This is a genomic window from Thermosipho sp. (in: thermotogales), assembly GCF_020054775.1.
GTDB classification, from domain to species: domain Bacteria; phylum Thermotogota; class Thermotogae; order Thermotogales; family Fervidobacteriaceae; genus Thermosipho; species Thermosipho africanus.
Window position 1 is genome coordinate 1 of sequence record NZ_JAIHAP010000053.1, and the last position, 13,402, is coordinate 13,402.

Below are 13,402 nucleotides of genomic sequence, written 5' to 3' on the forward strand. Positions count from 1 at the left end.
GAAGCAGGTCCCAAGGGTTAGGCTGTTCGCCTATTAAAGGGGTACGTGAGCTGGGTTCAGACCGTCGTGAGACAGGTCGGTCCCTATCTGCTGCGGGCGTAGGAGGTTTGAGGGGGCTCGCCCATTGTACGAGAGGACCTGGGTGAGGGAGCCACTGGTGTACCGGCTGTCCTGCCAAGGGCATACGCCGGGTAGCTACGCTCCTAAGTGATAACCGCTGAAAGCATCTAAGCGGGAAACACGCCCCAAGATGAGACCTCCCATCCCGATAAGGGAGTAAGGCCGGTTCGAGAAGAGGACCTTGATAGGCCGGTGGTAGAAGCGCAGCAATGCGTGGAGCCAACCGGTACTAATCGGCCGAGGCCTTCACCTCTATCAACCCTATGCATTTTTGAGCGACCCAGTTTTCCCGGGTGCCGATACCAAGGCGGGAACCACCCGGTCCCATCCCGAACCCGGCCGTTAAGCCGCCTTGGGCCGATGGTAGTAAGGGGTTCGCCCCTTGCGAGAGTAGGTAGTGCCCGGGATTGTTTAATTTTTGTAATTTTTTGTTACTTTTCTTATTTTATAAGTGTGATAAAATTGATTAGAGATTCTAAATTGGGAGTGTTGAATGTCATGCTTGAATTGAGAAATGTTTCACATGAAGTTTCTGGTAAGAAGATTTTAAATAATATTTCTATGAAATTTATTTCAGGACGCAAATATGCAATCTTAGGAACAAATGGTGCTGGTAAAAGCACGATAGGATATGTTATGATGGGACTTGATGGTTATAAACCTACTTCAGGTCAAATTTTTTTGAATGGTAATGATATTACCAATTTTAATGTTTTTGAACGTGCTAAAGCTGGAATAACTTTGATGTGGCAAGAGCCCGCAAGATATGATGGACTTACCATTTACACTTATTTAACTCTTGGTGGAAAGTTGGATGTTACAAAAGATGAGGTTGAAGAAGCTTTGGAAAAGGTAGGGCTTTCTCCAAAGATTTATTTGAATCGTTTTGTTGATAAAAGTCTTAGTGGTGGAGAAAGAAAAAGAGTTGAACTTGCTTCAATTATTTTGTTAAAACCAAAATTTGTTATTTTGGATGAACCCGATTCTGGTATCGACCTTATGAGTCTTGATATGATAAATCAAGTTATAGATTTTATTGCAGATTATGGTGGAACACCAATTGTAATTACTCACAGAGAAGAAATGGCTTACAATACTGAAGAAGCTTATTTGTTATGTGCTGGAAAGATTTTAGCTAACGGTGAAACAAAGCAAGTTATCCAGATTTTTAAAAATATTTGCGATACTTGTGATCATCCAAATTCGCCTGTTAGTAAGGAGTTGAAAATCGATGGACGTTAAAAGAGAATATGAAGCTATTGTTAAAGCTGTTGAAAAACTTGGAACTGATGCTTCAAAATTTTTGGATAAAAAAATAGCTTCAATAATAATTAGTGGTGATAAAGTTTTAGGATTAAATAATGTTGAAGGTATAAAACTTGTTCCTACTCAAATAGAAAATGGTGTACAGGTTGATATGGAAATTTTAGAAAATGCACATATTCCACGTCCTATACATGTTTGTACGGGTTATGTTGAAAAAAAAGGATTTCAAAAGGTTATTTTTAACATTAAAGTAAGAAAGGGAGCTAGAGTAAAATTTCTTGCCCATTGTGTTTTTCCCCAGGCAGAAGAATTTGAACACAACGCTATTTCAAATGTTATAGTTGAAGAAGGCGCTTATATGGAATATGAAGATGAACATTATCATAGTGATAAAGGAACTATAAAACTTATAACCAAAACAAATGCGGTTGTAAAAGAAGGTGGAGTGTATAAAAATGTTTTCTCTCTTACCAAAACAAGGGTAGGAAAATTAGATATAGTCATGGATTTAACACTTGAAAAACAAGCCGTTGGAGAGTTATTTTCAAAGATTAAAGCAAGCAAAACTGATGAGGTAAATATAAATGAAATTTTAAGGTTAGAAGGAGAACATTCGAGAGGAATTGCTAAAACAGTTGTAGTAGCGTTAGATAGTTCTAAAGCAAAAGTATTAAATGAAGCATATGGAAGTGCACCATATTCAAAAGGACATATTTCGTGTGAAGAAATCACAAAAGGTTCAAATGTAGATGTTTCAACAATCCCAGTTTTAAAAATTGATAACGATTTATCTGAGTTAACTCATGAAGCCTCAATTGGAAGGGTAAATCAAAAACAACTTGAAATGTTGATGGCCAAAGGTCTAACTGAAGATGAAGCAACGGAATTAATAATAAAAGGTCTTTTACATTAGAATTTGTATTAAAAAACATGACCTACGATAGTTGCAGGTCATGTTTTTATTTTTAATGATTATGAAATTTTTCTTTGACTTGATATTCTTTGTCTTCTATCTTGTTTTCAAGGAATGCATTAATTATATCTTTTACACTACCACTTGCTCCTCTTATAACTTTAATTCCTAATTGTTCAAAAAATGAAATAGCTCTTTGACCAATTCCTCTAACAATTATGACGTTAACCCCTTTTGAGTATAGGAAATTAGGAACATCTCCTGGACCGTGTTCTTCAAGCGAATTGTTTTCAATTCTTAATTTCTCTTTTTCTGTGTCATAGAATGCAAAAAATGGTGAATGACCAAAGTGTTCCGAAATTTGTGAATTTTCTCTGTTATTTTCAATAACTGGTATTGCAATAATCATTATTTCTCCATCCTTTAATTATTCTTCAATGTTAATTTTATAACAATATTTATTATATGTCAATATCTTTATTTAGTAATTTTTCTTTATATTTGAAAAGCTAATTCCATCAATTATATTATGAATTATTATAGGATAGATGAGACTTTTAGAATAAACAAGAGAAAAACCTAAAATGATAGATATAATAAATCTTGTAGGTAATAAATTGAAGAATAATTTCCAAGATTCATTTTTGGTTAAAACATTTAATAAATGAAATAAGGCAAATAATAGACTTGATAGTAATATTGCTGTTATAGATGAGTATTTTAATTTTAAATAACTTTGAATTAATCCTCTAAATAAAAATTCTTCAGTAGGACCTACTAAAATCCAGAAATAAATTATCTGCCATTTGCTTTTAAAGTAAAGATATCTAAAATTGTAAATTTTTGCATTTTTTGATGTTATATATGCAATAATGAATAAAGGAATTCCTATAAATGTAAGAATTAACAATCCTTTTTTTGTATCTCCAAAACTAATTCCCATATCAACCAGTTTTAAATTTAATACTCTTGCTGAAAGTATGGAGTATAATATAGTTAGGATAGCAAATAATGAATGCAATTTAAATGGATCTGATATTCTTACTACTTTTACAAATATTTTTGAAATTAAAATGTAAAAGAGTAATATAAATATTGAAATAGTTATATGCAAAATTATCACCTCAAAACTATTATATATCAATTAAGTAAGGAGGCGTTTTATGTTATTACTTTTAAAAAATTTAAAGGTCTTTACACCTTATTATATTGGAAAAAAAGATATTTTAATAGCAAATGGAAAGATAGAATTAATTGAGGAGAATTTAGTAGTACCATTTAGTAAAGTTTTGGATTTAAATGAAAAGATTGCAGTTCCAGGTTTTATAGATGCTCATGTTCATATTATAGGCGGAGGTGGCGAGGGTGGTTTTCAAACAAGAACACCTGAAATTACTATAGAAGAACTTGTTGATTCTGGTATAACAACGGTTATTGGATGTCTTGGTACAGATGATGTTACAAGAAGCATGGAAGATTTATATGCAAAATCAAAACAACTTGAGGAACTTGGTATAACAAGTTTTATTTATACTGGTTCATATAGTGTGCCAGTAAAGACAATTACCGGAGATATAAAAAAAGATTTGGTACTTATAGACAAGGTAATAGGGGTAGGAGAGATAGCAATATCGGATCATAGATCTTCGCAACCTACACTTGAAGAAATAAAAAAAGTAGTTGCTCAAGCTAGAGTTGGAGGTTTAATATCTAATAAGGCAGGTGTTGTAAATTTCCATGTTGGAAATGGAAAAAACGGTATAGATTTTTTGTTTGAAATAGCAGAAAATACAGAAATACCTATTTATCATATGTATCCAACTCATGTAGGAAGGAGCAAAGAGCTGTTTCATAGGGCAATAGAATTTGCAAAGAAAGGTGGATTTATAGATCTGACAGCTTCTGAAAGTGTAGTGGATTATTTAGAGATTGCAATTAATGAAGGAGTAATTGATAATTTAACTATGACTTCTGATGGGCATGGAAGTTTACCAAAGTTTGATGAAAATGGCAGGTTAATAAAGCTTGATGTTGCAAGCACAACCGTATTGTTTGAAAGTGTAAAAAAAGCTGTTGAAAGAGATTTAAATTTTGAAGAGGTTTTAAAAACTATAACGATTAACCCTGCAAAAGTTTTAAAATTAAAGTCTAAAGGTAGAATAGAAAAGGAAACTGATGGAGATATCGTTGTTTTGGATGGAAATTTAAACATTGAAAAAGTAATAGCAAGAGGTAAGTTATTGAAGGAGGTGCAGAGTTAATGTTTGATATGAATGAATATACGGAAAATGGGCAAAGAATCCTTATGGCTGTTTCTGATATTTTGACAAGATACAAACAAAATCAGATGTCATCTGAGCATATTTTACTTTCTATTTTGGAAGACGATGAAAATGCAGCAAAGGATATTTTAAAACACTTAAAAGTTGATATTACAGAGCTAAAAAGAGAATTAGAGTCATTTATTTCAAGGTATGGTGTTAAAACAAATGCACCAACAGGTCAGATATATATAACCCCAGAGGCACGTCATGTTCTTGAAGAAGCAAAAAAAGAAGCAAAGAGAATGGGAGATGAAAAGATTGGATCGGATCATTTATTACTTGCTATGACATTGATTCCAGAAAGTATGACTTTTAGAATTTTATCAAGGTATGGAGTAACACAGGATAAAGTTTATCAAGCAATAAAAGAATTGAGAACATCTGGAGTAACATCAGAGGATGAAAATGTAGATGTTTTAACAAAGTTTACAGAAGACTTAACTGAACTTGCAAGAAAAAATAAATTACTTCCAGTTATTGGTAGGGATAATGAAATTTTCAGAGTAATGGAAATATTGGGAAGAAAATTAAAGAACAATCCAGTTATAATAGGTGATCCTGGGGTTGGTAAAACTGCAATTGTTGAAGGACTTGCGCAAAAAATTGTAGAAGAAAAGGTCCCAGACTTTTTGAAAAATAAAAAGATTTTAAAGCTTGATCTTGCAAGAGTAATAGCTGGGACAAAGTTTAGAGGGGAATTTGAAGAAAGGCTAAAAAAAATAATTGATGTTGTAAAAAAATCACCTGATGTAATTTTGTTTATTGACGAAATCCATACGGTTGTAGGTGCCGGTGCAAGTGAAGGTTCAGTTGATGCAGCAAATATTTTAAAACCTGAGCTTGCAAGAGGAGAACTCAGATGTATAGGTGCAACAACTGTTGAAGAATATAGAAGATATATAGAAAAGGATAAAGCACTTGAAAGAAGATTTCAACCTATATACGTAACTGAACCAAGTATAGAGGAGACTATAGAGATTTTAAGGGGATTAAAAAAATCATTTGAAGAATTTCACAATGTTAGGATAACTGATAAAGCTATAGAATATGCTGCCAAACTTGCCGCAAGATATATTACGGAGAGATTCCTGCCTGATAAAGCAGTAGATTTGCTTGATGAATCAGCATCGAGAATAAAAATTTTGGGTAAAAAAGAGGTAACTGAAGAAGATATTGCAAAAACTGTAGAAATGTGGACAAAAATACCAGTTGGAAAGATGCTTGAAGGTGAAAAAGAGAAGTTAAAGAATCTAGAGAAAATAATACACGAAAAATTTGTAGATCAAGAGGAAGCAGTAAAAGTTGTTTCAAGTGCAATAAGAATGTCGAGAACTGGGATAAGAAACTTAAAAAGACCTGCAGGCGTATTTTTGTTTTTGGGTCCAACTGGAGTAGGTAAAACTGAACTTGCGAAGAGACTTTCAGAAATATTATTTGGTTCAAGTCAGAGTTTAATTAGAATCGACATGAGTGAATATATGGAAAAGCATTCAGTTGCAAGACTTATAGGTGCACCTCCAGGATATGTTGGACATGAACAAGGTGGGCAATTAACAGAAGCGGTGAGAAGAAGACCGTACAGTGTGATATTATTTGATGAAATTGAGAAGGCAAATCCAGAAGTTTTTAATGTTCTTTTACAGGTGTTTGATGATGGAAGACTTACTGATGGAAAAGGTAATACAGTAGATTTTAGAAATACAATAATAATTATGACAAGTAACCTTGCAAGTGAGGAGATTGTTAGAGCAATAGAGCAAAATAGAGAGGATGAAATTTCTACAACTGTAGAAAAAATAGTTAAAAACAAACTTAAACCAGAGTTTTTAAACAGACTTGATGCTATAGTAATTTTTAAACCTTTGAAAAAAGAAGATGTCAAAAAAATTGTGGATATATATTTGGAGGAATTAAATGAAAGGTTAAAAGAAAAGAGTATAAAGGTAATTCTTGAAGAATCTGTAAAAGACTATTTAGCAGAAGTTGGGTATATTCCTTCAATGGGAGCAAGACCTCTTAGAAGGTTATTTGAAAATACAATTGAATTCACTATTTCAAATCTCATTATTGATGAAAAATTAAATGAAGGAAATACAATTACATTTAAAAATACTGAAAAAGGTATAACTTATGATATAATATAATGTTGGAAACTGTTCCAATATGAAGAAATTTAAGAAGGGTTTTATAGTAAAATTATTATTGTAATACTTTAAATAAAGGAGGGGAAAGTGTATGAAAAAGCTTTTAGTAGCTTTATTAATGGTAGTTATGGTTTTTAGCGTTTTTGCTGTAAAAATTACTATTTGGACTTCAGAAGCACAAGCTCCAATTTTGACAAAACTTGCTGATGAATTCAAATCAATTTATGGTATTGACGTAGAAGTTGTGCAGGTTAATTTTAACGATATAAAATCTAAATTTTTAACAGCAGCACCAGCAGGTGAAGGTGCAGATATTATTGTTGGTGCACATGACTGGGTTGGAGAACTTGCAGCAAATGGTCTTCTTGAACCAATCCCTGTTCTTCCTGAAAAAGATCAATATTTACCAACACCTCTTCAAGCATTTACCTACAATGGAAAGTTGTATGGTATTCCATATGCATTTGATGGACCAGCTTTGATTTACAACAAGGATTATGTTGAAGAACCACCAAAGACTTTCGATGAGCTTATAGAACTTGCAAAACAAATTCAAGAAGAATATGAAGGTGAAGTAAGAGGTCTTGTGTACGACTTTAAAAACTTCTATTTCAGCAGTTATGCAATTTTCGGATTCGGTGGATACGTATTTGGTGAAAAAGATGGGAAAATAAATGTAAAAGATGTAGGTCTTGCAAATGAAGGAGCAATAAAAGGTATGAAACTTTTAAAGAGACTTGTTGATGAAGGACTTCTTGAATCAGGTGACAACTACAATGTGATGGACAACTTGTTCAAAGACGGACAAGCAGCAATGATTATTAATGGACCATGGGCCGTTCCTGGATGGAAAGAAGCAGGTATAGACTTTGGTGTTGCACCAATTCCTGATCTAGAAAATGGTGTTAAACCAAAACCATTCTTTGGTGCACAAGGTTTCATGGTTAATGCAAAATCACCAAATAAACTTTATGCTATTGAATTTTTGACAAAATTCATTGCAACTAAAGATGTAATGTACAGAATTTACCTTGCAGACCCAAGAGTTCCATCAAGAAAAGATATTCTTCCAATGGTTGATGATGTAACAAGAGCATTTGCAGAATTCCTTGGAAACTATGGTCTTCCAATGCCAAATGTTCCAGAAATGGCTGGCGTATGGGGAGCAATGGGAGATGCACTTTCAAAGGTTCTTGACCAAGGTGTTCCAGTTGAACAAGCATTGAAAGAAGCAGTAGATACTATATTGGCAGGAATTAAATAATTTGAAAACTGAATAAAATTCGGGGGGAGTGTATTCCCCCCGTTTTTATCGGGAGGAGATGTAATGGCAAAGTTCTGGAAGTTAATAGGCTATTTGTTGTTGGCATTGTTTAATGCTTTTTCAATTTGGGGAGCATTATTTTTATTTTCAAGAGGTTTTTATGAGCTTTCTATAACATTTTTTGTTTTGATAGTTTTAATAGATTATTTTGTGTTAAATAGTAGGGCATATCCTTATAGATACATGATACCTGCAGTAATTTTATTGTTTATTCTAGTTTTATATCCAATAGCATTTACCATAAAGACTGCATTTACTAATTATGGAACAGGGCATATTATGACTCGACAGGAAGTTTTGGATAGATTACTTACAGATCCAGTTTATACATACGTACCTGATAACGCAAAAAGCTACGATTATCAGATTTTTGTAAGATACAATGGTATAGATCCAACTGAAGATTTTAAAATGATAGTTGTGAATGAAAATGGAGAAAAATACATTGTTGGAAATATAAAACCTGTTAGAATGCAAGCAGGAAAAATGATTCTTGGAGAAGCTGAATTAATAGATATGGAAAAAGTTCAAACTATTATGGAAAATGGTAAATTAATTGCAATAGTTGAAGATGGTAAAACATATAATTATTTTTATTCGCCAAGTGATAAGGAGACCGCTATTAATGAAGTTTTCTTTAAATCAAAAATAGCATTTCCTATTTTAAGTAAGGTAGAAATAGTTGATAATCAAAGAAATAGATTATCACTTAGGTTCAGCAGTGATGGAAGTTTAAAACTTGTTCAAATAAAGCATCTTTATAGAATGGCACTTTCCGAAGTTGTTGAAAATGGAAAGACTGTTGTAAAAACTACCCTTGTAAATGATAGAACCAATAAGCCATTATTGGAAGAAGAAGGAATGTTTTATGACTTTGATGAAAAAGGTGAAAAGGTTCCAGTTCTTGGATATATTTCATATGTAGGTTCAAAGAATTTTACAAAGATATTTACAGATCCTACTGTTTCTGGACCATTTACAAAGATATTCTTGTGGAATTTTACATATGCGGCACTTAGTGTGTTATTTACTTTTGTAATTGGTCTCTCATTTGCACTTGTTTTGAACAATAACACACTGCGTGGAAGAACTATATATAGAACCTTGTTAATTATTCCTTGGGCAATTCCAGCATTTATTTCTGTTCTTATATGGAAAAATGGATTTTTCAATGAAACATATGGGGTATTTAATAGATTTATTGTTACCAACTTGTTTAACGGAGATCCAGTTAAGTGGATGACAAATCCATTCTGGGCAAAAGTTGCTGTTTTAATAGTTAATACCTGGCTTGGATTTCCATACATGATGACGGTTAGTTTAGGAGCACTCCAGAGTATCCCTGATGAACTTTATGAAGCTGCATCTATAGATGGTGCATCAAAACCAAAAAGATTCTGGAAAATAACGTTTCCATTGTTGATGACAACAATTGCGCCACTTCTTGTAGGAAGTTTTGCATTTAATTTCAATAACTTTGTAAATATTTATCTTTTAACAGCAGGTGGCCCTGCTATTCCAAATACAACAACACCAGCAGGCGCAACTGATATATTGATTTCGTATACGTATAAACTTGCGTTTGAAGCAGGACGTGGGCAGGACTTTGGTTTTGCAAGTGCAATATCAATATTGATTTTCTTCATAGTTGCGGGTATAAGTTTTGTTAACTTTAGAATATCAGGCTCCTTCGAAGAGGTGAATAGATAATGGTTGTAAGAAAAAGAAATTGGCTAACACATGCAATTTTAATAATTTTAATAGTTGCAATATTGTTTCCTGTAGTATGGGTTGTATCTACATCACTAAGGCGAGATAATGCAGCTTTTTCATCAAAATTGTTTTCATCGAGGATGAGTCTTCAAAACTATAAAGATTTGCTATTTCCCGAAGACAATGTTTTAAGGCTTTTAAGTGACATAGAGTCAATTACAACTAATTCAAGGCCTTATGATGAAAAGCCAGTTGAATTTTTGGTAGAAAAGTTTGATAAAGATATAGAAGCTTTAAAGGCGTATTCAAAAGAGTCGAAAGAATTAATAAGTGTAGTAGACAATGAGTATGAAACAATAAAAAGCTATTTGTCTGAAAATTCAGATAAATTAATTCAAACAGTTGTTGAGCAAGTAAATAAACTAAATGAAAAGATAAATATTGAAAAATCTGATAATAACCAATTAATTGGCGTTGCAATAATATCTTTGTTGGAAGAAGGAAGGATAAATGAGAAAGATGTTCAGGAATTAAGTTTAGGGTTTGACTATAAAGATTATGAAGATGTGTATGTAGAAGAGCTAAAAACAAAACTTGATAATATTGAAAGTCTAAAAAGACAATTGCAAGAAGATCAAGCAAAATTGAATCAAATAAAGAAAGATCTTGATTTTTATCAAGAGGAATACACAAGACTTTCTTTAATAATTGATAACTCAATTATTCCACAGTTTGAAAGTTTTAACAAAACTCTGCAGGTTGCATATGATTTACTAAATAATCCATCAAATCAGATAATGGCAGTTGTTTCAGAAAAAGATGCTGTTGAAAACTTTGAAGAAGTTTATAGCATAGTAGAAAATATGCTTGGAATAAATTTAAGCAAGGAAAGAAAAGCAGTTGTAGACAAAATGTATGAGAATATGACAAAGGTAAAGATGTTATGGGATAATTTTACATTGAAAAATTCTGCAAATTATGCTGATTTTATTTCATTAATTAACCAGTTTAATTTAAAAGCGCTTAAACAGGTTAGAGAATCATATAACTTGTTAAAAAACTTTTCTGAAATTGAAAGAGAATATTTAAAACTTTCAAATGAGTATATACTTTTTGCTAACAAAATTGTTAGTAAAAATCAAGATTTAGAAGAACTCACTAGAAAATATTTAGAGGAAGAAAGAAAATATCTACCAGCTAAAGCATATATCATGTCTTTATTATTAAAAGATGACATTGAAAGCTTTATAAATAAAGTTGAAAAATATACCTTACCAAAAGATATTAATAAATTGTACCTTGCAGTAAAAATTCTTTCAAGAAACGTAAATGACTTTTTAGGTTATGTAGACGATGATGGCTTAAAGAAAGATGTAAGATCTAATATTAGAAAACTTGATTGGGTTGCAACCTTGAATGATTTTAGGAAAAAGTATGAGAAATTTGCAAAAGATGTAAAGGAATTTATCGATGAGTTTGATAAATATATTAGCTCTATAGAAAGTACTGGAAAAGCTGCAATCTACTCATCAAAAAATGGGGTTAAGGTTAGAATAGCGGCACTTCTTCAGTTGTTTACAAAAGTTCAATCAGAATATCCTGCAAATATTGCATCAAGTATGAGTATTGCTTCTAAAGCGGCAGCTGATCTTGTTGACCAATTTCCTGTAAATGATCTTGATAAATCATTTAAAAATGTTGATAAGAAACTGTTCAGATTTGACCAAATTTGGAAACAGAAGCAAAAGTATTATCTTTGGAGATGGATCTTTAATAGTGTTATAGTTGCTGGTGTTGTTGCAATAATTACTACGATTGTGAATGCACTTGCAGCATATCCGTTTAGTAGAATGAGATTTAGGGGAAGAAAATATGGAATAATGTCACTTCTTTTAATTCAGATGTTCCCAGCTATTATGTACATGATTGCTTTGTACGGATTTTTAAGCTTTATTGGAAGATATATTCCTTCAATAGGGCTCAATACATTAGGTGGACTTATATTTGTGTATCTTGGAAATATTGCATTTAATATGTATCTTATTAAAGGGTTCTATGATACAATTCCAAGTTCTCTTGAAGAGGCTGCAATGATAGATGGTGCAACAAGGTGGCAAACATTCTGGCGAATAGTAATACCACTTGCATCTCCTATTCTTTCAGTTGTAGTTATTCTAACGTTCATGGGTACATTTAACGAATTTGTTCTTGCAAAGATTATTCTCCAAGATGTTGAAAAGTATACATATGCGGTTGGACTTTGGACATTCTCCAGCGGGCCATTTGAAACTGAATGGGGACTATTTTCAGCAGCTGCACTTGTTGGAATGCTTCCAATGGTTATATTGTTCCTTTCAATGCAAAAATATCTTGTTGGAGGTTTAACCAAAGGTTCTGTTAAAGGTTAATACTTATATATAAAATAGAATGTTTGAAAAAGTCCTCGGATGTTGTACAATATAATATCCGAGGACTTTTTTCTAGGGAGGGATTATGTGGATAAGCCAGTATATGAAAAAAGCATAGTTTCATTTATTAATGTACTTTTGAAGCATTTTAAAGTTGAAACAAAATATAGATTCGATGAAATGGAGGATATTATTCTTCCGCAAATAGTTGGAAAGGAAAAAATAGTAGTAATTATCTTGGATAGTTTAGGATACAAAAAATTAAAAGAATTGAATGTTGAATTTGAGAAAAGTATAAAGCTAAGTAGTGTTTTTCCAACAACGACTGTGGCTGCAGTTAGCAGTTTGCTTACTGCGATGTCTCCTCAAGAACATGGACTTTTAGGATATATTCAGTTTATTCGTGAAATTGGAAGTATCATGAATATGATAGATTTTAGTTATCCAGGATTGCCAAATAGCAGTTTTGAAACTATTGTAAAGAAAAAGATAAAAAGGTTGCCGAATGTGTTTCAAAGTTTAAAAAAGGAAGGTTATTTTGGAGGGATACTAACTTCACATGATATTGTAAATTCGGGCTTGTCATTTTTAATTCAAAAGGATGCAAACATATTTTCTTACTATTCAACTATTGATATGTTTGCAAATTTACAAAAGCTACTAGAAAGTGATTTTAAAGGCCTTCTTTACGTTTATTATGGAGTATTAGATGGTATTGGTCACAAAAAAGGACCTGATAGCATATCTTACGAAAGAGAAGCAAAGTTTCTGCTTGAAGAGATAAAAAAATTAAAATATGACAAAAAGACGCAGATTTTTGTTGTGGCAGATCATGGAATGATTACAACTCCTAGAGAAAAGAACGTATTTCTAGGAGAAGAGTTATTAAAATATCTAAAATTTCCGCCAACTGGAGAAATGCGTATGATGTATTTTTATACTAAAGAGAAAAAAGCCAAAGAATTAATTGATTATTTAAGCGATAGATACAGCAAAAGATTTGAAATATATCCTTCAAAGCAGCTTTTAAGCGAAGGATATTTTGGATTTGGAAATAAGAATCTTGAGGTGGAACATAGGATTGGAGATTATGTTCTTTTAGCTAAAGATAACTATTCTTTTACATATACATATACTGGAGGAGAGCAAAAGCTTTTGGGAATGCATGGTTCACTTACATATGAAGAATT

At 32.2% G+C, this 13,402-nt stretch carries 10 protein-coding genes and 2 rRNA genes; 10 read left to right on the plus strand and 2 right to left on the minus strand.

Going from position 1 to position 13,402, the window contains the following annotated elements; all coding sequences use genetic code 11:
- From JG780_RS08225 to JG780_RS08240, 4 genes are all read left to right on the plus strand, one after another.
- Positions 1-373 (plus strand): 23S ribosomal RNA (locus tag JG780_RS08225); the annotation flags it as partial.
- A gap of 36 nt (positions 374-409) precedes the next feature.
- Positions 410-526 (plus strand): 5S ribosomal RNA (rrf, locus tag JG780_RS08230).
- Between the two features lie 92 nt (positions 527-618).
- Positions 619-1,362 carry an ATP-binding cassette domain-containing protein gene (locus tag JG780_RS08235; RefSeq protein ID WP_012579722.1) on the plus strand — a complete coding sequence of 248 codons (744 nt, stop codon included), beginning with the start codon at positions 619-621 and terminating at the stop codon, positions 1,360-1,362.
- Positions 1,352-2,299, plus strand: coding sequence for a SufB/SufD family protein (locus tag JG780_RS08240; RefSeq protein WP_012579723.1), 948 nt, complete (start codon positions 1,352-1,354; stop codon positions 2,297-2,299). The genes JG780_RS08235 and JG780_RS08240 overlap by 11 nt, the downstream gene beginning before the upstream one ends.
- Before the next feature lie 52 nt (positions 2,300-2,351).
- On the opposite strand, the gene JG780_RS08245 is transcribed toward JG780_RS08240, so the two are convergent.
- A complete protein-coding gene (locus tag JG780_RS08245; protein ID WP_114703069.1) occupies positions 2,352-2,708 on the minus strand; it encodes a NifB/NifX family molybdenum-iron cluster-binding protein in 357 nt (118 codons plus the stop codon).
- Between the two features lie 72 nt (positions 2,709-2,780).
- Entirely contained in the window at positions 2,781-3,413 is a 633-nt protein-coding gene (locus tag JG780_RS08250; RefSeq protein ID WP_287570055.1) for a CPBP family intramembrane glutamic endopeptidase, read from the minus strand.
- Positions 3,414-3,462: 49 nt separating this feature from the next.
- On the opposite strand from JG780_RS08250, the gene iadA reads away from it, so the two are divergent.
- The 6 genes from iadA to JG780_RS08280 all read left to right on the plus strand — a co-directional run.
- On the plus strand, positions 3,463-4,560 hold the full coding sequence (gene iadA / locus JG780_RS08255; RefSeq protein ID WP_287570057.1) for a beta-aspartyl-peptidase: 1,098 nt from the start codon (positions 3,463-3,465) through the stop codon (positions 4,558-4,560).
- Positions 4,560-6,767, plus strand: coding sequence for an ATP-dependent Clp protease ATP-binding subunit (locus tag JG780_RS08260; protein WP_114703071.1), 2,208 nt, complete (start codon positions 4,560-4,562; stop codon positions 6,765-6,767). Before iadA ends, JG780_RS08260 begins: the two co-directional genes overlap by 1 nt.
- A 91-nt stretch (positions 6,768-6,858) precedes the next feature.
- Positions 6,859-8,031, plus strand: coding sequence for a sugar ABC transporter substrate-binding protein (locus tag JG780_RS08265; RefSeq protein ID WP_114703072.1), 1,173 nt, complete (start codon positions 6,859-6,861; stop codon positions 8,029-8,031).
- Positions 8,032-8,094: 63 nt separating this feature from the next.
- A complete protein-coding gene (locus JG780_RS08270; RefSeq protein ID WP_004104557.1) occupies positions 8,095-9,801 on the plus strand; it encodes an ABC transporter permease subunit in 1,707 nt (568 codons plus the stop codon).
- Positions 9,801-12,212, plus strand: coding sequence for an ABC transporter permease subunit (locus JG780_RS08275; RefSeq protein WP_287570060.1), 2,412 nt, complete (start codon positions 9,801-9,803; stop codon positions 12,210-12,212). The genes JG780_RS08270 and JG780_RS08275 overlap by 1 nt, the downstream gene beginning before the upstream one ends.
- Positions 12,213-12,299: 87 nt before the next feature.
- Positions 12,300-13,402: alkaline phosphatase family protein (locus JG780_RS08280; protein WP_287570061.1), on the plus strand; the 1,103-nt coding region annotated here is incomplete at its 3' end.